The sequence below is a fragment of the Umezawaea tangerina genome, assembly GCF_003002815.1.
GTDB lineage: Bacteria > Actinomycetota > Actinomycetes > Mycobacteriales > Pseudonocardiaceae > Umezawaea > Umezawaea tangerina.
Genome location: NZ_PVTF01000013.1, coordinates 194,577 through 217,056, shown reverse-complemented (window position 1 = coordinate 217,056; position 22,480 = coordinate 194,577). Strand labels below are relative to the sequence as shown.

The 22,480-nt window shown below is 72.2% G+C and carries 22 protein-coding genes; 15 read left to right on the top strand and 7 right to left on the bottom strand.

The features are described from left to right. Positions 1–86: 86 nt before the first annotated feature. The 10 genes from CLV43_RS36570 to CLV43_RS36525 all read left to right on the top strand — a co-directional run bounded on the left by CLV43_RS36570 (position 87) and on the right by CLV43_RS36525 (position 10,949). On the top strand, positions 87–1,034 hold the full coding sequence (locus CLV43_RS36570; protein WP_106193335.1) for a pseudouridine-5'-phosphate glycosidase: 948 nt from the start codon (positions 87–89) through the stop codon (positions 1,032–1,034). Beyond that, positions 1,031–1,717, top strand: coding sequence for an HAD family hydrolase (locus CLV43_RS36565; RefSeq protein ID WP_106193333.1), 687 nt, complete (start codon positions 1,031–1,033; stop codon positions 1,715–1,717). The genes CLV43_RS36570 and CLV43_RS36565 overlap by 4 nt, the downstream gene beginning before the upstream one ends. A 60-nt stretch (positions 1,718–1,777) precedes the next feature. After that, positions 1,778–3,169 carry an MFS transporter gene (locus CLV43_RS36560; protein ID WP_211304719.1) on the top strand — a complete coding sequence of 464 codons (1,392 nt, stop codon included), beginning with the start codon at positions 1,778–1,780 and terminating at the stop codon, positions 3,167–3,169. Continuing rightward, positions 3,166–3,948 carry a maleate cis-trans isomerase family protein gene (locus tag CLV43_RS36555; RefSeq protein ID WP_106193330.1) on the top strand — a complete coding sequence of 261 codons (783 nt, stop codon included), beginning with the start codon at positions 3,166–3,168 and terminating at the stop codon, positions 3,946–3,948. The genes CLV43_RS36560 and CLV43_RS36555 overlap by 4 nt, the downstream gene beginning before the upstream one ends. A 77-nt stretch (positions 3,949–4,025) precedes the next feature. Then, positions 4,026–5,471, top strand: coding sequence for an AMP-binding protein (locus CLV43_RS36550; protein WP_106193329.1), 1,446 nt, complete (start codon positions 4,026–4,028; stop codon positions 5,469–5,471). A gap of 34 nt (positions 5,472–5,505) precedes the next feature. Continuing rightward, complete coding sequence (locus CLV43_RS36545) at positions 5,506–6,642, top strand: acyl-CoA dehydrogenase family protein (protein ID WP_106193327.1); 1,137 nt, start codon at positions 5,506–5,508, stop codon at positions 6,640–6,642. 14 nt (positions 6,643–6,656) lie between these two features. Beyond that, on the top strand, positions 6,657–7,343 hold the full coding sequence (locus CLV43_RS36540; protein WP_106193326.1) for a transglutaminase-like domain-containing protein: 687 nt from the start codon (positions 6,657–6,659) through the stop codon (positions 7,341–7,343). A 35-nt stretch (positions 7,344–7,378) separates the two neighbouring features. After that, positions 7,379–8,176, top strand: coding sequence for a glycosyltransferase (locus CLV43_RS36535; protein WP_106193325.1), 798 nt, complete (start codon positions 7,379–7,381; stop codon positions 8,174–8,176). Then, positions 8,173–9,636, top strand: coding sequence for a glycosyltransferase family 4 protein (locus CLV43_RS36530; protein ID WP_106193323.1), 1,464 nt, complete (start codon positions 8,173–8,175; stop codon positions 9,634–9,636). The genes CLV43_RS36535 and CLV43_RS36530 overlap by 4 nt, the downstream gene beginning before the upstream one ends. A 2-nt stretch (positions 9,637–9,638) precedes the next feature. Further along, positions 9,639–10,949 carry a glycosyltransferase 87 family protein gene (locus CLV43_RS36525; RefSeq protein WP_170156172.1) on the top strand — a complete coding sequence of 437 codons (1,311 nt, stop codon included), beginning with the start codon at positions 9,639–9,641 and terminating at the stop codon, positions 10,947–10,949. A 42-nt stretch (positions 10,950–10,991) separates the two neighbouring features. Here CLV43_RS36525 and CLV43_RS36520 read toward each other — a convergent pair whose 3' ends face one another. Continuing rightward, positions 10,992–11,735 (bottom strand): SDR family oxidoreductase, encoded by a 744-nt coding sequence (locus CLV43_RS36520; protein WP_106193319.1) that lies wholly within the window; start codon positions 11,733–11,735, stop codon positions 10,992–10,994. Between the two features lie 86 nt (positions 11,736–11,821). Between CLV43_RS36520 and CLV43_RS36515 the strand changes: the two genes are divergently transcribed. Then, complete coding sequence (locus CLV43_RS36515; RefSeq protein ID WP_170156171.1) at positions 11,822–12,226, top strand: GlcG/HbpS family heme-binding protein; 405 nt, start codon at positions 11,822–11,824, stop codon at positions 12,224–12,226. 9 nt (positions 12,227–12,235) lie between these two features. On the opposite strand, the gene CLV43_RS36510 is transcribed toward CLV43_RS36515, so the two are convergent. From CLV43_RS36510 to CLV43_RS36500, 3 genes are read right to left on the bottom strand one after another with little or no spacing between them, the layout of a single operon-like run. Next, positions 12,236–13,009, bottom strand: a complete 774-nt coding sequence (locus tag CLV43_RS36510; protein ID WP_106193316.1) for an ATP-binding cassette domain-containing protein — start codon at positions 13,007–13,009, stop codon at positions 12,236–12,238. After that, on the bottom strand, positions 13,006–14,025 hold the full coding sequence (locus tag CLV43_RS36505; RefSeq protein WP_106193314.1) for an ABC transporter permease: 1,020 nt from the start codon (positions 14,023–14,025) through the stop codon (positions 13,006–13,008). The genes CLV43_RS36510 and CLV43_RS36505 overlap by 4 nt, the downstream gene beginning before the upstream one ends. A 3-nt stretch (positions 14,026–14,028) precedes the next feature. Further along, complete coding sequence (locus CLV43_RS36500) at positions 14,029–15,114, bottom strand: substrate-binding domain-containing protein (protein ID WP_245887228.1); 1,086 nt, start codon at positions 15,112–15,114, stop codon at positions 14,029–14,031. 267 nt (positions 15,115–15,381) lie between these two features. On the opposite strand from CLV43_RS36500, the gene CLV43_RS36495 reads away from it, so the two are divergent. Continuing rightward, entirely contained in the window at positions 15,382–17,328 is a 1,947-nt protein-coding gene (locus tag CLV43_RS36495) for a glycoside hydrolase family 32 protein (RefSeq protein ID WP_211304718.1), read from the top strand. Positions 17,329–17,366: 38 nt separating this feature from the next. Here the strand turns inward: CLV43_RS36495 and CLV43_RS36490 are convergent, their stop codons facing one another. Continuing rightward, the gene (locus tag CLV43_RS36490) at positions 17,367–18,194 is read right to left on the bottom strand and encodes a hypothetical protein (RefSeq protein WP_106193313.1); all 828 of its coding nucleotides are present in this window, start codon (positions 18,192–18,194) and stop codon (positions 17,367–17,369) included. A gap of 10 nt (positions 18,195–18,204) precedes the next feature. Then, a complete protein-coding gene (locus tag CLV43_RS36485; RefSeq protein WP_106193311.1) occupies positions 18,205–18,702 on the bottom strand; it encodes a SigE family RNA polymerase sigma factor in 498 nt (165 codons plus the stop codon). 124 nt (positions 18,703–18,826) lie between these two features. Here CLV43_RS36485 and CLV43_RS36480 point away from each other — a divergent pair, with 124 nt between their 5' ends. Both CLV43_RS36480 and CLV43_RS36475 read left to right on the top strand, forming a co-directional pair. Continuing rightward, positions 18,827–19,723 (top strand): RNA polymerase sigma-70 factor, encoded by an 897-nt coding sequence (locus CLV43_RS36480; protein ID WP_211304717.1) that lies wholly within the window; start codon positions 18,827–18,829, stop codon positions 19,721–19,723. Positions 19,724–19,774: 51 nt separating this feature from the next. Next, entirely contained in the window at positions 19,775–20,518 is a 744-nt protein-coding gene (locus tag CLV43_RS36475; protein ID WP_106193308.1) for an SDR family oxidoreductase, read from the top strand. A gap of 33 nt (positions 20,519–20,551) precedes the next feature. On the opposite strand, the gene CLV43_RS36470 is transcribed toward CLV43_RS36475, so the two are convergent. Further along, a complete protein-coding gene (locus CLV43_RS36470; RefSeq protein WP_106193307.1) occupies positions 20,552–21,544 on the bottom strand; it encodes a GlxA family transcriptional regulator in 993 nt (330 codons plus the stop codon). Positions 21,545–21,615: 71 nt separating this feature from the next. Between CLV43_RS36470 and CLV43_RS36465 the strand changes: the two genes are divergently transcribed. Next, complete coding sequence (locus CLV43_RS36465) at positions 21,616–22,380, top strand: NAD(P)H-dependent oxidoreductase (RefSeq protein ID WP_106193485.1); 765 nt, start codon at positions 21,616–21,618, stop codon at positions 22,378–22,380. Positions 22,381–22,480 lie beyond the last annotated feature (100 nt).

The following is a 22,480-nucleotide window of genomic DNA, read 5'->3' as shown; positions in this document are numbered from 1 at the left end:
CGGCCCGCGCACCCCGGCCGGCGGCCAGGCCCCCGTCCACGCGGGCGAAGGCGACCAGCCAGTCCAGTCACAAGGAGGAGCGACCGATGTCCGCACGCGACCGAACCGAGCTGTTCTCGATCTCCGAGGAGGTCTCCGACGCCCTGGCGTCCGGCCACCCCGTCGTGGCACTGGAGTCGTCGGGTGTGGTGCAGGGCCTGAAGTACCCCCTGAACCTGGAGACGGCTCTCGACATCGACAAGACCATCCGCGCGAACGGCGCCGTGCCCGCCCGCACCGGTGTGGTGGACAGCCGGTTCGTCGTCGGCATGTCCGAAGCGCAGGTGGAGCTGTTCGCGACGACCCCCAGCGTGCCCAAGATCAGCACCCGCGACATCGGGTCCGCGCTCGCCTCCGGCGGCCACGGCGGCACCACCGTCTCGGCGGCGCTGGTGGCGGCCGACCACGTCGGCATCGACGTGTTCGCGGTCGCGGGCATCGGCGGCGTGCACTTCGACGCCCAGCGCAGCTTCGACATCTCCGCCGACCTCATCGAGTTCACCCGGCACCGGATCGCGGTCGTCTGCGCCGGGGCCAAGTCGCTGCTCGACCCCGCGCTGACGCTGGAGTACCTGGAGACCCAGGGCGTCCCGGTCGTCGGGTACCGCTGCGACGACTTCCCCGCCTACTACAGCACCTCCAGCGGGCAGCCCAACCCGCGCCGGGTCGACGACCTCGACGTGCTCGCCTCCGCGATCCGGCTGCACTGGCAGGTCGGCAACGGCGGCGGGTTCCTGGTCACGCACCCGATCGCCGAGCAGGACGCGCTGCCGTCGGCCGAGATGTACGAGCTGATCCACCAGAAGCAGGCCGAGGCGGAGCGCGCCGGGGTCAGCGGACCGTCGCTGACGCCGCACATCCTCAAGGCCGTCTCGGCGGCCACGCAGGGCCGGACCGGCGCGGCCAACCGGTCGGTGCTGCTGTCCACCAGCGCGGTCGCCGCCGAGCTGGCCGTCGCCATGCACAAGCGGTCGGCACTGGTCGGCGTCTCGTGAGCGCCGACGACCGCGCGGTCCTCTTCGACGTGGACGGCACCCTCGTGGACACCCCCGGCGGCATGCTCGGCGTGCTGCGCGCGGTGCTCGAGGAGTCGGGTCACGCGGTGGCCGACGACCTGGTGCGCCGGACGATCGGACGGCCGCTGGCCGCCTCGTTCGCGGGCCTGCTCTTCCTCCCCGAGGACCACCCGGACGTGGCGCACGCCGTGACCCGCGCCCGCGCGCTGTTCACCGAGACGGTGATCCCGTCGGCCGCCGACCTCGTCTTCCCCGGCATCCCCGAGCTCCTGGCGGAGCTGCGGGCGCAGGGCAGGCCGCTGGCGGTCGTCACCAGCAAGGTCCGGCCCAGCGCCGTGGAGCTGCTGGGCGCGGCCGGTCTGCTCGACGCCTTCGACACGCTGTCGTGCCACGGCATGGCCGACCGCGGCAAGCCCCACGCCGACCTCGCCCTGCTCGCCGCGGGCGCGCTCGGCGTGCCGCCGCGGCGGTGCGTCGTCGTCGGCGACGCGGTCGACGACGTCCGCATGGCCTCGGCCGCCGGGATGGACGCCTGCGGCGTCGACTTCGGCGTGGCGACACGGGCGGAGCTCGTGGCCGCCGGGGCGTCGAGGGTCGTGGGCAGCGTGGCCGAGCTCCACGACGCCGTCGCCCCGCGGCGGCTGCACACCTCCGACAGGTAACTCCGAACACCAGCTCACACGAGGGTGATTCCCATGGCCCTACCGGGCACCGTTCCCGCTGTGCGACCCCGCTCGGCGAACGCCGCGCTGGCGATCCTCGCCGTCGCCCAGTTCCTCATCGCGCTCGACTACTCCATCGTCTACATCGCGCTGCCGAGCATCGGCGACGAGCTCGGGCTGACCGAGAGCTCGGTCCAGTGGGTCGTCAGCGGTTACGCCGTGTTCTTCGCGGGCTTCCTCGTCGTCGGCGGACGGGCCTCGGACCGCTTCGGGCCGCGGACGCTCTTCATCGTCGGCATGCTGCTGTTCGGCATCGCCTCGCTGGCGGGCGGGCTCGCCCCCGGCACGCCGGTGCTCATGGTGGCCCGCGCCGCGCAGGGCATCGCGGCGGCGATCCTGCAACCCGCGGTCATCGCCCTGATCAACACCTCGTTCGCCGCGGGACCGCTGCGCAACAAGGCGCTGTCGGTGTGGGGCACGGTCGGCGCGTCCGGCCTGGCCGCGGGTGTCATGATCGGCGGTCTGCTCACCACGGTCTCGTGGCGCTGGGTGTTCCTGATCAACCTGCCGCTCGCGGTGGTCTGCGCGCTGGCCGCGCCGAAGCTGCTGCCCAGGCTCGACGAGACGATCCGCAAGCACACCTCGCTCAACGTCCCCAGCGCCGTCCTGTGCACCGCCACCGTGCTGTCCACGGCCCTCGCGCTGACCCAGGCGTCGAGCCGGGGCTGGACGGACGCCAGCACGCTCGCCGGGTTCGGCGTGGCCGCGGCACTGCTGGTCGCGTTCGTCTGGCAGGAGCGCCGAAGCGCCCACCCGCTGGTCGACCCGCTGCTGCGGCGCACCCGGTCGCTGCTGGTGGGCTGCGGCGCCACGGCGTTCTACATGGGCAGCGTCGGCAACCAGTTCTTCGTCGTCACGCTGCTGGTCCAGCAGCTGCGCGGGTACGGCCCGATCGCGGCGGGGCTCGCGTTCCTGCCGATGGCCGTCGCCATCGCGGTGGCGAACTCGGTGTCGGCCCGGATCGTCGCCAAGCTGGGCGTGCGGCTGACCCTCACCCTGGCGTTCGTCGCCGACGCGGTGGGGCTGCTGCTGCTCGCGTTCCAGACCTCCGGGGACAGCTACGTGCTCGACCTGCTGCCCGGCCTGCTGATCACCGGCTTCAGCCACGGCGTCACCTACGTGGCGATGTTCATCGCCGGTACCGCCGACGTCGAGGACCGCAACCAGGGCGTCGCCGGGGCCATGATGACCACGGCGCAGTACATGAGCGGCGCGCTCGGCGTGGCCGTCCTGGTCCTGGTGCTGGGTCCGAACCCCGGCCAGACGAGCTTCGGCTGGGCCTTCGTCACGACCGCCACCGCGGCGACGTTCGGCGCGGCGCTGGCCTGGTTCGGCCTGGCCCGCCGGTCGGCCGCCGCGGCGGTCCCGGAGGCATCGGGGTCGCGGTCGTGAACCGGGACACCTGGGTCGCGCAGCTCGGGATCCTGGTCATCCACAACGACCCCGTGGTCGAGGCGGAGCTGTGGGCCATGGCGCCCCCCGGCGTCACCGTCCACACCGCCCGGTTCGAGAGCCCCACCAGCACGGGCGCCGAGTACACCGGCGAGTCGTGGCGGCGGATGGTCGACGCGCCGGACGTCCGGCGGGGGCTGGTGCAGCTGGGGCAGATGGACCTGTCCGCGATCTGCCTGTGCTTCGGCTCGGCCAGCTTCTTCGGCGGGCTGGAGTTCGACGAGGGGTTCGTGGCCGCCGCGGTCGGGCTGACCGGCGGCACCCCCGTGTACACGGCGGCGCAGGCGATCCGCTCGGCGCTGGCCGCGACCGGGGTGGGCCGCCCGCTCGTCGTGCTGCCCCCGTGGTTCACCAGGCCGACCTTCACCGCCACCGAGGACTACCTCACCTCGGCCGGGTTCGACGTCGCCGGGCTGACGCAGTTCCAGCTCGACTCCCGCTGGGCGGACGTCCAGCGGCACCAGCTGTTCGACCGCGGCGGCCGCTGGGAGGTGCACCCGGACGAGGTGTGCCGCCAGGTCGCCGCCGGGTTCCCGGCCGACGCGGACGGGATCCTCATCCCCGGCAGCGGGTTCCGCTCCTGGGAGGCGATCGAGCAGCTCGAACGGCGGCTCGGCGTGCCCGTGGTGACGTCGAACCAGGCCTGCCTGTGGCACCTGCTCGACCTCGCGGGCGTCGAGGCCACCGTCCGGGGTGGCGGCCGCCTGCTGAACACCTGACCGCGTCAACGCCACCCCGAAGGCCCGTGCTCACCCCCCGAGCGCGGGCCTTCGCCGTGCCGACAGAAGGGAATCCGATGCCGTCCAGCTCCTTCGTGACCGCGTTCGCCGAGATGGCGCGGACGCGGCCGGACGCGCCAGCCCTGTCCTGGGGCGACCGCGTCGTCGACTACGCCGGGCTCGCGGACATGGTCGAGTCCGCCCACGAGTCGCTCGTCTCGCTCGGGATCGGCGACGGCGTGCCGGTCTGCGTCCCGGCCCGCAAGTCGCCCTACACGATCGCCCTGGTCATCGCCTGCGTCCGCACCGGGAGGCAGGTCCTCCTGCCCTCCACCGGGCTCGGCGAGGCGGCACTGGCCGACCTGTGCGCGCAGCTCGGCTGCACCCACGTGCTGAGCGCGACCGAGGACGAGCCCGCCTCGGCCCGGCGCACCGGCCTCGGCGGGCGCACCCGGTACCCGGCCGAACCGGGGCTGGTGCTGACCACCTCCGGGTCGACCGGGACGCCGAAGATGGTGGTCCTCGCCTCCGAGGGCGTGGACAGCTTCCTGTCCTGGGCCACCGGCAGGTTCGACATCGGGCCGGGGACGCGGGTGCTCAACTACGCGCCGTTGAACTTCGACCTGTGCCTGCTCGACGTGTGGGCCGCCCTGTCCGTGGGCGCCTGCGTCGAGCTCGTCGACCCGGAGCGCGCGGTCGACGGCGCCCACCTGGCGCAGCTGTGCGCCGAACGCGCACCCGCCGTGGTGCAGGCCGTGCCGATGTTCTTCCGGCTCGTGGTCGAGGCCGCCACCGGCCGGGTGTTCCCAGGGGTCCGGCACCTGATCTTCACCGGGGACGCGATGCCGCCGAGCCTGCTCGACCGGGTCGCCGCCGCGTTCCCGGACGCCCGGATGTGGAACGTCTACGGGTGCACCGAGACCAACGACAGCTTCCTGCACGAGGTCGTGCCCTCCGAGGTCGCCCGGCACGGAGTCGTCCCGATCGGCACGCCGATCGACGGCGTCGACGCGCTCGTCGTCGACGAGTCCGGCGAGGTCCTGACCGGCGCCGGGAGCGGCGAGCTCGTCGTGTCCACGCCCTTCCGGTCCCGCGGCTACTTCGACCGGCGCCTCAACGGCGAGAAGTGGCGCGACGGCTACTTCCGCACCGGCGACCTGGTGCGCCGCGACGAACAGGGGCTCGTGTTCCTGCTGGGGCGCAACGACCACCAGGTGAAGGTGCGCGGGGTGCGCACCAACCTCCAGGAGGTCGAGCAGGTCGTCCTGGCCCACCCGCAGGTGTCGGAGGCCGCCGTGATCGCGGTACCCGACGAGACCGCGGGAGCCGTGCTGCACGCCGTGATCCGCCGCGTCGCGGGGTCCACGGTGAACAGCCTCCAGCTTCGCGTCCACTGCGCCGCGGGTCTGCCCAGGACGGCGATCCCCGGCGTGATCGAGATCGTCGACCACGCGCTGCCGCGCACGTCGACCGGCAAGGTCGACCGGAACTCCCTGCGGCACAACGTCGACAAGGCGTCGTGACGGTCGACTCCGCCCACTACCGAAGGTGTCCCCCATGCTGTGGAACGAGGATCAGCGCGCACTGCGCGCCGCAATCGAGGACCTGGGCGAGGAGCTCAGCAAGGACCACGTCGAGCGGGACGGCAGAGGCGAGTTCGGCGAGGACGCGTGGAAGCGCGTCCGCGACACCGGGCTGCTCGGGCTGCCCTTCGACCCCGAGTGGGGAGGGCTCGGCCAGGACCTGCTCACCACGATGTACGTGCTGGAGGGGCTGGGCTACGGCTGCCGCGACGGCGGGCTGAACTTCTCCACCTCCACCCACGTGGTGAGCGCGGGCGTGCCGTTGCAGCGGTTCGGGTCCACCGACCTCAAGGACCGCTACCTGCCGCGCATCTGCGACGGGTCGGCCATCGGCGCGCACGCCATCACCGAGCCCGAGGGCGGGTCCGACGTGATGGCGATGCGCACGTCCGCCACCCCCGACGGCGACCACTTCGTGCTCAACGGCAGCAAGGCGTTCGTCAGCAACGGCCCCATCGCCGACGTGTTCGTCGTCTACGCCCGCACCGGCAAGCGCGGCAGCCCGGCCGCGATCACCGCGTTCCTGGTCGACCGCGACACACCCGGCCTGTCGATCGGCAGGCCGATCGCCAAGATGGGCCTGCGCACCTCGCCGCTGTGCGAGCTGTTCCTGGACGGGTGCCGGGTGCCCAAGGCGAACGTCCTGGGCTCGGTCGGCGCCGGGTTCCTCATCCTCGACCACGTGATGAAGTGGGAGATCCTCTGCTCCTTCGTCATCAACGCGGGCGAGATGCGGCACCGGCTGGAGCGGTGCGTCGAGTACGCCAACTCCCGCACCCAGTTCGGCAAGCCGATCGGGCAGTACCAGTCGGTCGCCAACAAGATCGTCGAGATGAAGATCGCCGTGGAGAACTCGCGGAAGTGGCTCTACGACACCGCGGAACGCCTCCAGAACGGCGAGAACGTCACCGTCGACATCGCCATCAGCAAGCTGGTCACCAGCGAGGGCAACGTGAGCTCCGCGCTGGCCGCCGTGCAGGTCTTCGGCGGGTACGGCTACACGGCCGAGTACGGCCTCGAGAAGGACCTGCGCAACGCGGTCGCCGGGACGATCTACTCCGGGACCTCGGACATCCAGCGACAGCGCATCGCCAGCATGATCGGCCTCTGAGGGAGACAACTCCGATGACAGTCAACTCCGTCGACTCGACGCTGCTCGACACCACCGAGTTCCTCGACCACGACAGCGACACCGTGCGCGAGTTCGTCGCCAAGGCGCTGCCGGACGGGATCGAGGGCGTGTCCGAGATCGACCGCGCGCTCGCGCTCTACTACGCGGTCCGGGACGGCATCCACTACGAGGTCTACGGGGCGGACATGTCCCGCGACGGCCTCAAGGCCAGCTCGACCATCAAGCGCGGCATGGGTTTCTGCGTCCACAAGTCCATCGTGTACGCCGCGGCCGTGCGCGCGGTGGGCGTGCCGAGCCGCATCTACTACGGCGACGTCCGCAACCACCTGGCCTCGCCGCGGCTCGAGGAGCTGATGGGCGGCAAGGTGTTCACCTTCCACAGCCTCACCACGGTGTTCCTGGAGGGCAAGTGGGTCAGGGCGACGCCGGTGTTCAACAAGATGCTCTGCAAGCTCTACAAGATCAAGCCGCTGGAGTTCGACGGCCGCACCGACAGCATGTACCACCCGTTCGACGAGAACGGGCGTCAGCACATGGAGTTCCTGCGCGCGCACGGCGACTTCGACGACGTCCCCTACGACATGGTCGTGAACGGCATCCGGGCGGCGCACCCGCGCCTGTTCGAGAGCCGCGACACCACGGCCAAGGGCTCGCTCGTGCTCGACGCCACCAGGGCGTGACCCGCCGACCACCCGTCCTGCCCGGAGGCTTGGCCATGAAGAGAGAGATCCCCGATACCGAAGCCCGCACCGTCCCCCACCCGCGGACGGAGTCCCCCGCCGTCCACCACGTCCCGCACGCCCGCGTCCCGGTGGACCTGGAGCTCGTCGTGCCCGCGTTCAACGAGGCCGGTCGGCTCCCCGACACCCTGCGGGCGCTGACCGACTTCCTCGCCGACCAGGACTGGCGGTCGCGGGTCGTCGTGGTCGACAACGGCAGCACCGACGAGACCACCGCCGTCGTGGCCGCCGCCGACCGCCGCGGCGTCGACGTGGTCGCCATCGGCTGCGCGCGCCCCGGCAAGGGCGCCGCGGTCCGCCGCGGCCTGAGCAGCAGCACGTCCCGGTTCGTCGGGTTCGTCGACGCGGACCTGTCCACGCCGATCGCGACGCTGACCAGGGTGATGGCCGAGCTGCGGTCCGGTGCCGCGGCCGCCATCGCGTCCCGGCACGCGCCGGGTGCCCGGTTCGTGCACCCGCAGCCCGTGGGGCGGCGGATGGGCGGGGCGGCGTTCCGGATGCTCGCCCGGCCGCTCGTGCCCGAGGTGCACGATACCCAGTGCGGCTTCAAGGTGTTCGAGCGCGAGGCGGTCCAGCACGCCCTGGACCGCTGCCGGGTCAACGGTTTCGCGTTCGACGTGGAGCTGCTGCGGCAGATCCGGTCGGCGGGCGGGCGCATCGCGGAGATCGCGGTGGCCTGGACCGACGACGAGCGCTCGACGTTCCGCCCGGTGCACGACGGCCGGGCCGCGTTCGCCGACCTGCTCCGGCTCTACCGGGCGGACCTGCCATGAGCGCCGGTCGCCGGATCCTGGTCGTGAGCAGGTGGGACGTGCGGCACCCGAGCGCCGGTGGCGCCGAGCGGTACCTGCACGAGATCGCCAGGCGGTGGGTGGCCGACGGCGCCGAGGTCACCTGGGTGGTGACCCGGCCGCCGGGCGCCGCCGCGCGCGAGGTCGTCGACGGCGTCGAGGTGCTGCGCTCAGGCGGGTCGTGGGGCATGTTCCCGCGCACCGCGCTGCGGCTGCTGCGCCGCGGTGCCCGGTACGACGCCGTGGTCGACGGCACGAGCCGGATGTGCTTCGCGGTGTCGGTGATCACCGGCAGGCGGGTGCCCGTCGTGCAGGTCGTGCACGGCGTCCCGCGGCTCGCGCCCGCGCAGCGCTTCTCCCCCACCAGCGCGGTCGGCCGGTTCCTGGCCGGTCCGCTGGCCCGGTGGACGCGGGGCGACCGCGCGATCGCCGTCCCGTCGGTGTCCTCGCGCCACGAGCTCAGGCGCCACCTGGGCTTCCGCGGGCCGATCTTCGTCGTTCCCCCAGGCACCACGCCGGAACGGGGACGCCCGGAGCGGACCGCCCAGCCGACGGTCGTGGTCGTGGCGCCCCTGGTGCCCGAGCAGCGGCTGGACCTGCTGCTGACCAAGCTCGCCCCGGTGGTCGCACGGGTGCCCGGACTGCGCGTCGAGATCCTCGGCGAAGGCCCGGAGCTGTCCCGGCTGCGCGGCCTCGCCGCCGACGTCGGGGTGGCCGACTCGGTCACGCTGCACGGTCGACAGCCCGACGAGGTGCGCCGGACCTGGTTGCGCCGCGCCTGGCTGACCGCCTCCACGGCCACCGCCGACGCGTGCGGCTGCACCGTGGTGGAGTCGGCGGCGCACGGGGTCCCGCACGTGTGCCTCGCCGTGCCGGGGGTGCGCGACTTCGTCCGGGACGGCCGGACCGGCCGGGTCGTCGAGACCGCCGACCGGTTCGGCGACACCGTCGAGGGGGTGCTCGCCGACCTCACCGACCCCGAGCTGGCCGACCGCACCTCCGCGGTGTGCCGGGCGTGGGCCGACCGCTTCGACTGGGACCGCGCCGCCCGGCTGCTCGCCGACGTCGTGACCCACCAGATCGGCGCCGTGCGCTCGAAGCGCGGGGGCACGGGACAGCGCCGCTACGCCCGCTCCGACATCGCCACGGTGGTGCGGTTCCCCGACGGGGCCGCACCGGCGGTCGCCGGCCTGCTCCGCGCGACCGACGAGGTCGTCGTCTCCGACGGCCAGGTCGGCGTGCTGCTCAACGGGTGCGACGAGTTCGACGCGCTCGGCGTGCTCGACCGCCTGGGCGTCCACGACGCCCGGATCAGCCTGGCGGGCCGCGACGACCTGCTCGTCGGCCCCCTGCCCCTGCCCGCCTCCCTCACCGGGGAGCCCACCCCACCGTCCCGGTCGGACCGTCCGGTCGGGACGTTCACCCGCACGTCGAGAGGATGACCATGTCCAGTTCCCCAGTGGCGGGACCGCGGTTCGGACCGCGGGTGATCGCCACGGCAGCCGTCGTGCTCACCTCCGTGGCGCTCGCCGTGCTCGCCGCCTACGTCTTCCTGCGCGACCCCTACTGGAGTCTGCGGTGGACGGTCGACCTCAAGGTGTACCTCGCCGCGGGCCAGACCGTGCGCGACGGCCAGTCGCTCTACGACCTGGTCGTCCAGTCGCCGCTGTACGGCCCGATGCCCTACATGTACCCACCGCTGACCGCGATACTGTTCTTCGTCCCGCTGTCGTTGCTCCCGATCGGGGCCGCCAGCCTCGTCTGGAACGCCGTCTCGCTGATGGCGCTCGGCGCGGTCGTGTGGATCACCCTCGGCATCGCGGGCATCCGCGACAGCCGGGCGAAGGTCGTGCTCACCGTCGTGCTGCTCGTGCTGACCGCGTGGCTGCTGCCGGTGCGCGTGCAGCTCATCGCCGGCCAGATCAACATGTTCCTGCTGCTGCTGGTGCTGCTGGACTTCCGCAAGCCGTTCGGCCGGTGGATGGGGATCGGCATCGGCATCGCCGCGGGCCTCAAGGTCACGCCGCTGATCTTCGTGGGCTACCTGGTGTTCACCAAGCGCTGGAAGGCCGCCCGCACCGCGGTGCTCGCCTTCCTCGGCACGGTGCTCGTCGGTTTCCTGGTCAAGCCGTCGGACTCGGCGACCTACTGGGGTGGTCTGGTCCTGCACGCCTCGCGCGCGGGCGGTGTCTTCGACACCCCCAACCAGTCCATGGTCGGCGCCATGTCCAGGGTGCTGCGGACGGACGTCTTCGCCCCCTGGTGGTTCGCGCTGCTCGGCCTGGTCGCCCTCTACGGCCTGTTCGTCGCCACGCTCGCGTTCCGCCGCGGCGCCGACTTCCTCGGCTTCTCCGCCGCCGCCATCACCGGCCTGCTCGTGTCCCCGGTCAGCTGGGAGCACCACTGGGTCTACGTCATCCCGCTGATGATCTGGCTCGCCGTCTGGGCCTACCAGAAGCGCGCGGTCGGGGTCGCCATCGGCACCGCCCTGCTCTCCGTGGTGTTCACCGTCCGCGTCTTCATGATCGTCGGCATCCAGGAGTCCCCGCCGCGCCCCATGGACCTCGCGGTGTGGCAGCAGGTCATCGCCTCCCTGTTCCCCGTCACGGGCCTGCTGCTCCTGCTGCTCGGCCCGCTCTGGATCCGCCGCAACTTCCCCCCGGTGCACGCCGCCCCCGACGGCACCGTCCCGCAGCAGGTCGCGATCATCCCGCAGGCCCGCCGCTCCACCGAGGACCGCGAGATGGTCGGCTGACCCCCGCCCTGAGGCCGGAGCCCCGCACGGGGCTCCGGCCCCTCAGAAGATCGACCTGGCCAGACCGCCGTCGACGTTGATCGTCGTACCGGTCACGTAGGAGGCGCGGTCCGAGGCCAGGAACGCCGCGACCGCGCCGATGTCGTCGGGGCTGCCGAACCGGCCCATCGGGATGTCGTCCACCTGCTCGGCCGACGGGCCGTCCGGGTAGAGCTGCCGGGCGCGGTCGGTGAGGATCCGCCCCGGCGCGACGCAGTTGACCGTCACCCCGTCCGGGGCGAGGTCGCCTGCCAAGGACTTCAGGTACCCCGCCAGGCCCGGACGGATGGCGTTCGACCGCGCGACCACCGGGATGGGCTCCTTCACCCCACCGGCCGTGATCGCCAGGATCCGGCCGGCCGCACTCGCCCGCAGGTGCGGCAACGCGGCCCGGACCAGCCGCACGGCGGGCAGGTACAGCAGCTCCAACGCCGCCTGGATGTCCTCGACCCCCAGTTCGGCCGCCTTCCCCGGCGACGGCCCACCGCCGTTCCACACCACGATGTCCAGCCCACCGGCCCACGCCACGGCCCGGTCGACCACGCGCTCGGCGGTCGCCGGATCCGACAGGTCCGCCACCACCGGCAGTCCGCCGACCTCCTCGGCCCGTGCGGTCAGCAGGTCCTCCCGCCGGGCGACCATCGTGACCCGCGCGCCTTCCGCCGCCAACGCCGTGGCGACCCCGAGCCCCAGTCCCGACGACGCCCCGCAGACGATCGCCGACCTACCCGCAAGTCCCAGCTCCATCGCGTGACCTCTTCAACATTGGGCAATAATATCGATATTTCACCACAATGTTGCAATTCGAGCCACCCGTGTGCTGGGATGGGCCCATGTCAACGCTCACCCTCACCCACGCCCAGCGGCTGTCCGCGGCGGCCTCCGAGGCTGCCCGTCAGCTGGGAGTGCCCATGACCATCGCGGTCGTCGACAGCGGCGGCCACCTCGTCAGCCTCGCCCGCATGGACGGCACGCCGTTCGTGCTCAACGAGGTCGCCATCGGCAAGGCCTACACGGCCGCGAGCTTCGGCCTCCCCACGGAGGACCTGGCCACCCACTTCAAGGACCGCACCCAGTTCACGACCTCGATCCAGGTCGCGACCCGGGGCCGGTTCACCCTCGGCAAGGGCGGCCTGCCGATCACGGTCGACGGACGCACGGTCGGCGGCATGGCCGCGAGCGGCGGCACGGGCGACCAGGACCTGGCCGTCGTCCGCGCCGCGCTCGCGGCCCGGTAGCGGGGCGGGTCAGGCCGCCTCCTCGGGCACCTCCATGGCCCCCGTCATGATCGCCACCGCGTCCGACATCGAGATGGACTTCGGGTCCACCACGGCCTTGCGGCGCCCCAGCCGCTGGATGTGCACCCGATCGGCCACCTCGAACACGTGCGGCATGTTGTGGCTGATCAGGATCACCGGCAGCCCCCGCTCCCGGACCTGGAGGACCAGGTCCAGCACCGCGCGCGACTCGCGCACCCCCAGGGCCGCCGTCGGCTCGTCCATGATCACCACCCGGCTGCCGAACGCCGCCGCCCGAGCCACCGCGACGGCCTGCCGCTGCCCACCGGACAACGTCTCCACGGCCTGACCGGGGTTCTGGATCGTCATGATCCCGAGCGCGTCGAGCTGCTTCTTCGCCTCCTCGCGCATCCCGTTGCGGTCGAGCATCCGCAGCACCGACCCGAGCACGCCCTTGCGGCGCAGCTCCCGTCCCAGGAACAGGTTCGCGGCGATGTCGAGCGACGGCGCGACCGCGAGGCTCTGGTGCACGGTCTCGATGCCCGCCGTGCGCGCGTCCACCGGTGTGGAGAACGACACCGGGATCCCGTCGAGCAGGATCTCGCCCTCGTCGGGCACCACGGCACCGCACAGCGCCTTGATGAGGCTGGACTTCCCGGCCCCGTTGTCCCCGATGACGGCGAGGATCTCGCCGGGCAGCAGGTCGAGGTCCGCGCCCGCGAGGGCGGTGACCCGCCCGTACCGCTTGACCAGTCCCCTGGCTTGCAGGATCGGCTCGGTCATGGCTTCACCTTCCGGATCCACTGGTCGATGGAGACCGCGGCGATGATGAGCACGCCGACGGCGAAGGTCTGCCACAGCACGTCCACCCCGGCCAGCGCGAGGCCGTTGCGGAACACCCCGACGATCAGCGCCCCGATCAGCGACCCCACGATCGCGCCGCGGCCGCCGAACAGGCTGGTGCCGCCGATGACGACGGCGGTGATGGAGTCGAGGTTCTCGAACTGGCCCGCCTGCGGGCTCGCCGAGGCGATGCGGCCGATCAGGATCCACGCCGCCAGCGCGTACACCGCGCCCGCCGCGGCGTAGACGCTGAACAGCACCCGCGCGGTGCGGATGCCGGACAGCCGCGAGGCCTCCGGGTCGTCACCGGTGGCGTAGACGTGCCTGCCCCACGCGGTGTTCTTCAGCACGAACGCCATGGCCGCGACCAGCAGCACCATGATGACCGACCCGTAGGTGACCCGCGTGCCGCCGATCGTGAACGTCTCACCGGTCCACAGCAGCAGCCTGGGCATGTCGGTGCCGCGGATGGTCGCGCTGTGGGAGTACCAGAGGTTCAGCGCGAAGAACACGTTCAGCGTGCCGAGGGTGACGATGAACGGCGGCAGCTTGAGCCGGGTGACCAGCAGGCCGTTGAGCAGCCCGCAGACCGTGCCCACCAGGAACCCCAGGACGAGCGCGGGCACGCCGGGCAGCCCGGTCTCGGCGGAGATCTTGGCCATCACGATGGACGTGAGCACCATGATCGCGCCGCAGGACAGGTCGATGCCCGCGGTGAGGATGACGATGGTCTGGCCGACCGCGAGCGTGCCGACGACCGCGACCTGCTGGAGGACCAGCGAGATGTTGCCCGGCTGCAGGAAGCGGTCGGACAGCAGGGCGAACACCACGATCGCGATGAGCAGCACGACCGCGGGGCCGATGGTGGCCTGCGCGTGCAGCAGGTGCTGCAACCGCGACAGCGGCGAGCGGGAGACGTGCTCCTCGCCCACGGGGTTGCCGGTGGTGGTCGTCATGGCTCAGCCCCAGCAGTTCTGCAGGCCCCAGGCGGAGTCCTTGGACTCCACACCGGTGGCGGGCTGGTCGGTGACCAGGGTGACGCCGGTGTCGACGAAGCTCTTGCCCGCCGTGTTGGCGGGCTTCGTCCCGTCCTTGGCGAACTTCGCCACCGCCTCCACGCCCATCTGCGCCATCTTCAGCGGGTACTGCTGGGAGGTCGCGCCGATCACCCCGGACTTGACGTTGCCGACGCCGGGACAGCCGCCGTCCACCGACACGATGACGACGTCCTTCTCCTTGCCCGCCGCCTTGAGCGCCTCGTACGCGCCCGCGGCAGCGGGTTCGTTGATCGTGTAGACGAGGTTGACGCCGGAGTCCTTCTGCAGCAGGTTCTCCATCGCCGTGCGGCCGCCCTCGGGGGCGCCGTCGGTGACGTCGTGGCCGACGATGCGCGGGTCGGACTCGTCGCCGATGCGGGCCTTGTCCTTGACGTCGACCCCGAAGCCCTGCAGGAAGCCCTGGTCCCGCTGGACGTCCACGGAGACCTGGTTCGGGTTGAGGTCGAGCAGCGCGATCTTCGGCTGCTTGCCGGACTTCGCGAACGTGGCCTTCGCCCACCGGCCGATCAGCAGACCGGCCTGGAAGTTGTCGGTCGCGAACGTGGCGTCGGCGGCGTCGGCGGGCTCCAGCTGGGTGTCCAGCGCGATGACCAGCAGCCCCGCCTGGCGGGCCTTGTCCACCGACGGCACGATCGCCTTGGAGTCGTTCGGCGTGATCAGGATGCCCTTGGCGCCCGCGCCGATCAGGTTCTCGATGGCGTCCACCTGGGACTGGTTGTCACCGTCCTGCTTGCCCGCGAACGACTGCAGCTTGGTCCCCGTCGTGCCCGCGGCCTGCTGCGCCCCGTCCTTCATCTTCACGAAGAAGGGGTTGGTGTCGGTCTTGGTGACCAACCCGACCAGGACGTCGCCACCACCGCCGCTCGAGGAACCTCCGCCGCACCCGGCGACCGCCACCAGCAGGGATATCGCCACCACCGCCGTGCCCGTGGACCGCCCGTGCACCCGCTTGGCCATCTTCGCCTCCCGAACGTTGTTCGACGTCATCAGGGATCTGTCGATCAATGCGCTAACCAGGCGTATTCGAGTTCGCCTCGATGTTTCGCGTACCGGGTCCTCCGGACAAGCGCCGTTACCCAAAAGCAACGCGCACCGGAACAGCCCGCGACAATTCCTCCAGTCGGCGGTACGGAAGGGGGAAAATGGTCGACAACAGGCCATTTGTGGACAGGATCGGCCTCATCTCTTGCCCGTTGTCGTCACGTGGCTGTAGCAAAGCGGAATATCCCGCCCCGTCGAGGGAGGCCGGTGCCCGTGACCGCTGTCCAGCGCTTGTCCGCCGCACTCCTGGTGCTCACGACCTCCGTCGCCATGGCCTCCGCCTCGCAGGGGCCGACGGCCGCGGCGCCCGTGCAGTCGGACTTCCCCTACCCGCCGACGACCTACAGCGAGCCCTACCGCGGGCAGTTCCACTTCAGCTCGCAGGCGGGGTGGATGAACGACCCGAACGGGCTGCTCTACTACAAGGGCACCTACCACTTCTTCTACCAGCACAACCCGCACGGGCTGGCCTGGGACACCATGCACTGGGGGCACGCGACCAGCACCGACCTGGTGCACTGGACGCAGAAGCCGATCGCGCTGGAACCGGGCATCCACCCTGGTGACCTGTGGTCCGGGGCCGGTGTGGTCGACTCGGCGAACACCTCGGGCCTGCGCACCGGGTCGGAGGACCCGCTGGTGGTGTTCTCGGGCACGAACGGCGTCACGATGTTCTACAGCAACGACGCCGGACGCACCTTCCAGACGTACGACAACGGCACCCCCGTCGTCCGGCCGGGAGGGACCAGCCGGGACGCCAAGGTGCTCTGGGACGCCGCCCGCAACCGGTGGACGATGGTCGTCTGGTCCGACGACGGCGGGCGCGGCGTCAACATCTACAGCTCGCCGAACCTGCGCGACTGGACGTTCCGCAGCAGGTTCGCCGCGAACTGGGTGTTCGAATGCCCGGACTTCTTCGCGCTGCCCGTCGACGGGGACGCCTCGAAGGTGAAATGGGTGCTGACCACCGCCACCTCGGAATACGTCGTCGGCGATTTCGACGGTTCCACGTTCCGCACCGACTGGGCCGGGCCGCAGCGAATGGACTACGGCCGCACCGATCCCGGCGGAACGTTCTACGCGGCCCAGGTGTTCTCGAACGCGCCACAGGGCCAGGTGGTCCAAATGGCGTGGATGCCGGGCAATCACGGCGCTTCCTGGACGGGCAACGCGAGTTTCCCGGCGACCCTGGGACTGCGGTCGACGAACAACGGTCCGAGAATCACCAGGAACCCGATCCCGGCGATCTCCCAATTGAGATATCGCACCTCGTCGTTCCGGGACCTGGACCTCACCCCGGCCGCCGCGGCCGCCTTGCTGAGGTCGCAGTCGGTGGAGACCTACGAGGTCGAGGCGGAGTTCGAGCTGAAGCCGTCGACCACCCGGTTCGGGTTCCGGCTCGACGTCCGCCCCGACGGCACGAACGGCGCGGAGGTCGCCTACGACGCGCGCGCGGGCACCTTGATGGGCACTCCCCTGGCCCCGGTGGGCAACCGGGTGAAGGTGCGGATGCTCGTCGACCGGGCGCAGCTGGAGGTGTTCGGCAACGACGGGCTGTTCTCCCGCAGCGACAACCCGGTCTTCGACCAGCGCTCGGACAGCCGGGGGCTCGCGCTGTTCTCCGAGGGCGACGTGCGGGTGGTGTCCTTGAACGTCCACGAGCTCGCCCCCGCCTGGGGTCTAGGCGAGCCGACGCTCGTGCACAACCTGCCCGGCCAGTGGCGGGCGGCCGGCGGACTGTGGACCGACGTCACCGCCGGGAAGCAGGGCGCCTCCACCGGGGACGCGTTCTACGTCAGCGACCACACCGGCGCGGACTTCACCTACGAGGGCGACGTCAAGCTGGTGAACGGGGTCGCCGCGGGCATCACGTTCCGGGCCGACCAGCAGGGCGCCGGGTACACGGCCAACGTCGACAGCGGCGCGGGCGTGGTGAAGCTGTGGCGGCCGGGCCGCGACGTGGCCACGTTCCCCGTCGCGGTCACCCAGGGCACCACCTACCACCTGAAGGTCGTCGCCAAGGGGACGACCATCAAGGTGTACCTGGACAACGGCGCGAACCCCGTCATCGACGCCACCGACTCCCAGTACGCGTCCGGCCGGTTCGGGCTCAACGTGTACAACTCCACCGCGCAGTTCCAGAACGTCCGGCTGTCCTGAGCGGGGTGGTCCGGCCGCGGCCGGACCACCCGGCGGGCTCAGGGGTAGAGGGTCATCCCGGGGTCGAGGGCCACCCGCACCAGCTGGTCGTGGGTGAGCGGCGGCTCGGCGGCCTCGGGCGCCCCGGCGGACTTGCCGTCGGTCGTGACGTTGGCCGCCTGCACGATGACGCCGGTCCCGTCGGGCTTCGTCACGTCCGCGCGGAAGGTGCGCACACCGGTGGCGCCCGCGATCGTGGTGACCACGACGACGGTGCCGTCCGACCGCGTGCTCCGCTCGCACCCGGTCAGCTCCACCGACCCGGCGGCGCACTCCGCCATCGGGGTGGCGTGGCCGCCGAGCCTGCTGACGACCGCGGTGACGTTGCCGTTCACCACCTTGCCGCTCAGGGCGGCCCCGCCCGCGAAGTGGTCCTCACCGCCGCTGCAGCCGCCCTGGTCGTCGTCCGCGATGGGCGAGAAGGCGTGGTAGAACTCGAACGGCCGGTGCCGGGTCCCCACGGGGTAGTCGGCCGCCGAGGTCGGGCCGAACCCGGTGCTGCCGAGCGGCACCATCCCCTCCACCGCCTTGGCGAACACGCGGGACAGCCGGGCCGACACGGCCGTCTCGTCCTCGGCGAGCGGGGGCGCGGTCGGCAGCAGGCTCCCGCACCCGCCCGGCGGACCGCCACCTGCGTCGGTCGTGCCGCCCGGCGCCAGCACGGCGGCGGCGCCGACCGCGACGACGGCGAGACCCGCCGCGGCGGCCCACGGGTGGGCCGACAGCCGGAACCGCTCCGCGCGGCGCTGCCGGGCGATGATGCCCTCCACGTCCACGGTGGACGGGGGCACCGTCCCGATGGCCTCGTCGAACAGCGTCTTGTCCATCCCCGCTCCCTCAGTCGGCGGCACGGGCCCCGGCGGCCCGTGCCCGCAGGGCGTCCAGCCCTCGCGCGGTGTGGCTCTTCACCGTGCCGGTGGAGCAGCCGAGGACCTCGGCGGTGGCCTCCACCGAGAGGTCGCAGTAGACGCGCAGCACGACGGTCGCACGCTGGCGCGGCGGCAGCGCGGCGAGCAGGTCCAGCAGCCCGTCGCGGTCCTCGACGCCCATGGCGGGGGTCGTCGTCCCCTCGGGCACGTCCTCGGCGGGCTCCTCCCGCCGCCACGGCCGCTCCTTCTCGTCCAGCCAGGTGCGGAACAGGATGCGCCGCACGTAGGCGTCCAGGTGCTCCATGCCCTTCGCGCGCGGCCAGTGCCGGTACAGCTTGGTGATGCTGATCGACACCAGGTCGTCGGCCAGGTGCCAGTCGCGGCACAGGAGGTAGGCCGTGCGCCGCAACGGGTCCATCCTGGTCGTCACGTAGTCGCGGTACTCGGCTTCGTCCGAGCGCTTCAAGCGGACCTCCGGCGTCGTGCGGCCACACCTGGTCAACGGAGCCGACCCCCTCCGGGGTTGAGTCGCACCGGAAACCACCCGACGGGAACCGGGTAGCGGCGTCCGCGTCACTAGGGTGGCGGACGTGCCCACCGGACCAGACACCGATCTCTTCCTCGCCGCCGCGGTGTTCAACGGGGTCCGGCCGCGGCTGTTCGGCATCGCCTACCGGATGCTCGGCAGCGTCGCGGAGGCGGAGGACGTCGTGCAGGACGCGTGGTTGCGGTGGCAGGCCTGCGACCGCGCCGCCGTGCTGAACCCGCCCGCGTTCCTGTCCACGACGACGACCCGGCTGGCCATCAACGCCGCCCAGTCCGCCCGCGCGCGCCGCGAGACCTACGTCGGGCCGTGGCTGCCCGAACCGGTGGACACCTCGGCCGACCCCGCGCTCGGCGCCGAACGGGGCGAGGCGCTGGAGCTCGCGATCCTGGTGCTGCTGGAGCGGCTCACCCCGACCGAGCGCGCGGCCTACGTGCTGCGGGAGGCCTTCGACTACTCCTACCCCGAGATCGCGGGCGTCCTCCAGGTCAAGGACGCCAACGCCCGCCAGCTGGTCAGCCGGGCGCGCAGGCACGTCACCGCGGGGCGGCGGGAGTCCGTGGGGTCGGCCGAGCAGCGGCGGCTGCTGACGGCGTTCCTCGCGGCGGCCAGGAAGGGCGACCTCGCCGCGTTGGAGGAGATCCTGGCCGCGGACGTCGTGAGCTGGTCCGACGGCGGCGGTGCCGTGCGGGCGTCGCGGATCCCGGTGGTCGGCCGCACGCACGTGTCGCGGTTCGTCGCCGCGTTCGCGCGGACTTTCTGGACGGACACCGCGCTCACCCCGGTCGAGACCAACGGGCAGGCGTCCGTGCTGGTCGCGCGGGACGGCGACGCGGTCGCCCTGGTGACCCTCGACGCGTCCGCCGACGGTGTCGACCGGCTGCTGTGGGTGATGAACCCGGCGAAGCTCCGCGCGATCTCGGCGGCCGTGTCACAGATCTGAGGGCTGTCCGGTCATACCTGGTGATCGGATCGCACACAGGCGGAGGACATCATGAAGATCGTGGTCATCGGCGGCACCGGGCTCATCGGGTCGAAGCTCGTCGCCGGGCTGGACGGCCAGGGGCACGAGGTGGTGGCCGCCTCCCCCAGCTCCGGAGTGGACACGCTGACCGGGGCGGGGCTGGCCGAGGTGCTGGACGGGGCGTCGGTGGTGGTGGACGTGTCGAACTCGCCGTCCTTCGAGGACGCGGCCGTGCTGGAGTTCTTCCGGACATCGACCCGCAACCTCCTCGACGCCGAGGCGGCGGCGGGCGTCGGCCACCACGTGGCGCTGTCGGTGGTGGGCACGGGCCGGTGGCCGGAAAGCGGTTACTTCCGGGCCAAGGCGGCACAGGAGGAGATCATCAGGACGGCGGGGATCCCGTTCTCGATCGTGCGCGCCACCCAGTTCTTCGAGTTCGTCGGGAGCATCGCCGGGGTCGGCACGGTCGGGAACGAGGTCAGGCTCTCCCCCGTGCTGGTCCAGCCCATGGCGGGCGCCGACGTCGCCGCGGCGCTGGGCCGGGTCGCCGTCGGTGCCCCGCTCGACGGCGTGGTCGAGATCGCCGGGCCGGAGGTGTTCCGGCTCGACGACTTCGTCCGCGACGGCCTGGCCGCCCGGCACGACCCGCGCGAGGTGGTCGCGGACCCCGACGCCGGGTACTTCGGCGCCCCGCTGGAGGAGCGCACCCTCGTCCCCGGCGACGGCGCGCTGCTCGGCACGACCGGGTTCGCCGACTGGCTCAAGGAGAACTGAGCCGACGCACCGCGCACGGGTGCGGCGGTGTCGTCACGAGCCCGCCGACCGGCCGCGGAACGTGGCGCGGTAGGCGCTGGGCGAGACCCCCAGCACGGACTGCAGGTGCAACCGCATCGACCCCGCGGTGCCGAACCCGGCGGCGGTGGCGACGGCCTCGACGGGCAGGTCGGTGCGCTCGAGGAGGGCGCACGCCCGTTCCACGCGCTGCCGGACGAGCCACCGCCCCGGTGAGGTCCCGATCTCGTCGCGGAAGCGCCGGGTGAACGTCCGCGTGCTCGTCGACTCGCGGGCCGCCAGCTCCCGGAGCGTCACGGGCCGGTGCAGGTTCTCCAGGGCCCACTCGCGCGCCCGTCGCGTCGAGGTGGTCCGCGGATCCGGCACCGGCTGGTTGACGTACTGGGCCTGCCCGCCGTCGCGGTGCGGCGGGACCACGGTGCCGCGGGCCACCTCGTTGGCGACCGCGGCACCGTGGTCGGTGCGGACGATGTGCAGGCACAGGTCGATGCCCGCCGCCGCGCCGGCCGAGGTGAGGACGCCGTCGTCGTCGGTGTAGAGGACGTCGAGGTCGAACTCGACGTCCGGGAAGCGCTCCCGGTTCCGCGCGGACGAGCGCCAGTGCGTGGTCGCCCTCCGACCCGCCAGCAGGCCCGCCGCGGCCAGCACGAACGATCCCGTGCAGATCGAGGCGATCCGGGTCCCCGGCCGGATGTTCGCCAGTGCGGCGGCCAGCGGTGGTTCGAGCGGCCCGTCCGCCGGGTCGTGGTCGGCCTCCGAGCCGGGCACGACGACCGTGTCCGCCTCGGCCAGCGCTTCGGGCCCGTGGGTGACGGCGATGGTGAAATCGGCGTCCGTGTGGATCGGGCCGGGCACGGGGGCGCAGGTCACGACCTCGTAGAGCGCGGCGCCCCCTGGTGCGCGGGCCTGGCCGAAGATCCGGTGGACGATGGCCAGTTCGAAGGGGAGCACCCCGTCCCGGACCAGGACGGCCACGCGGTGGCGGCCGTCGTCTGCGAACGCGGACATGGCCCGATCCTCGCACATGTTGGCGTTCGGGCCGGTCGTCGCGGCGGCCCGGCCGTTCCACGATGGACGGCATGGACGTCCTGTGGATCACCGCCCACCCCGAACCCCGCTCGCTGAACGGTTTCCTCGCCGAAGAGGGCCTGCGCGCACTTCGTGCCGCCGGTCACGAAGTCGAGGTGTCCGACCTCCACGCGATGGGCTGGAACCCCGTCGTCGACATCGCCGACTACGCCCACGACGCCGCGGAGCGGTTCCAGGTCGCCCCCGCGGCGGAGCGGGCCCTCGACAGCGGCGCGCTGAGCGCCGACATCCGGGCCGAGCAGGAGAAGATCGACCGGGCGGACACGATCGTCGTGCAGTTCCCGATGTGGTGGTTCGGGATGCCCGCCATCCTCAAGGGCTGGTTCGACCGGGTCTGGCACCGGGGTTACGCCTACGGACTGCGCGGCCCCGGCGGGCAGTGGCTCGGGTACGGGGACGGGTTCCTCGCGGGCAAGCGCGCGCTGGTCGTGGTGACGACGGGCGGTCCGGCCTGGTCCTACGGCGGGAGGGGCATCCACGGTGCCGTCGAGGAGCTGCTGTTCCCGTTGCAGCACGGCACGCTGTTCTACGCGGGTGCGCGGGTGCTTCCGCCCGTCGTGGTCCACGGGGCCGACCGGTTCACCCCCGAGGAGGGCGGGCACGCGGCCGACGCGCTGCGCGAGCGCCTGCTCGCGATGCCGACGACCGAGCCGATCCCGTACCGGACGCGGCGGGGCGGGGACTACGACGGGAACCTCGTGCTGCGGCCGGACGTGGTGCCCGGTTCGACCGGGCTGGGCGCCCACCTCGCCTGAAGCGGGGCTTTCCACCCGGCTCGGGCGAACGACTCCAGGGGGTGGTCCGCATCGGTGCGGACCACCGAAGTCCCTCGGATGATCAAGGCAACCGATCGCG

Excerpts from the sequence above, each read along its gene's own strand:
- CLV43_RS36570 (WP_106193335.1), top strand. The coding sequence starts at position 87 with ATGTCCGCACGCGACCGAACCGAGCTGTTCTCGATCTCCGAGGAGGTC.
- CLV43_RS36550 (WP_106193329.1), top strand. The coding sequence starts at position 4,026 with ATGCCGTCCAGCTCCTTCGTGACCGCGTTCGCCGAGATGGCGCGGACG.
- CLV43_RS36545 (WP_106193327.1), top strand. The coding sequence starts at position 5,506 with ATGCTGTGGAACGAGGATCAGCGCGCACTGCGCGCCGCAATCGAGGAC.
- CLV43_RS36540 (WP_106193326.1), top strand. The coding sequence starts at position 6,657 with ATGACAGTCAACTCCGTCGACTCGACGCTGCTCGACACCACCGAGTTC.
- CLV43_RS36535 (WP_106193325.1), top strand. The coding sequence starts at position 7,379 with ATGAAGAGAGAGATCCCCGATACCGAAGCCCGCACCGTCCCCCACCCG.
- CLV43_RS36530 (WP_106193323.1), top strand. The coding sequence starts at position 8,173 with ATGAGCGCCGGTCGCCGGATCCTGGTCGTGAGCAGGTGGGACGTGCGG.
- CLV43_RS36525 (WP_170156172.1), top strand. The coding sequence starts at position 9,639 with ATGTCCAGTTCCCCAGTGGCGGGACCGCGGTTCGGACCGCGGGTGATC.
- CLV43_RS36520 (WP_106193319.1), bottom strand. The coding sequence starts at position 11,735 with ATGGAGCTGGGACTTGCGGGTAGGTCGGCGATCGTCTGCGGGGCGTCG.
- CLV43_RS36515 (WP_170156171.1), top strand. The coding sequence starts at position 11,822 with ATGTCAACGCTCACCCTCACCCACGCCCAGCGGCTGTCCGCGGCGGCC.
- CLV43_RS36510 (WP_106193316.1), bottom strand. The coding sequence starts at position 13,009 with ATGACCGAGCCGATCCTGCAAGCCAGGGGACTGGTCAAGCGGTACGGG.
- CLV43_RS36505 (WP_106193314.1), bottom strand. The coding sequence starts at position 14,025 with ATGACGACCACCACCGGCAACCCCGTGGGCGAGGAGCACGTCTCCCGC.
- CLV43_RS36500 (WP_245887228.1), bottom strand. The coding sequence starts at position 15,114 with ATGACGTCGAACAACGTTCGGGAGGCGAAGATGGCCAAGCGGGTGCAC.
- CLV43_RS36490 (WP_106193313.1), bottom strand. The coding sequence starts at position 18,194 with ATGGACAAGACGCTGTTCGACGAGGCCATCGGGACGGTGCCCCCGTCC.
- CLV43_RS36475 (WP_106193308.1), top strand. The coding sequence starts at position 19,775 with ATGAAGATCGTGGTCATCGGCGGCACCGGGCTCATCGGGTCGAAGCTC.
- CLV43_RS36470 (WP_106193307.1), bottom strand. The coding sequence starts at position 21,544 with ATGTCCGCGTTCGCAGACGACGGCCGCCACCGCGTGGCCGTCCTGGTC.
- CLV43_RS36465 (WP_106193485.1), top strand. The coding sequence starts at position 21,616 with ATGGACGTCCTGTGGATCACCGCCCACCCCGAACCCCGCTCGCTGAAC.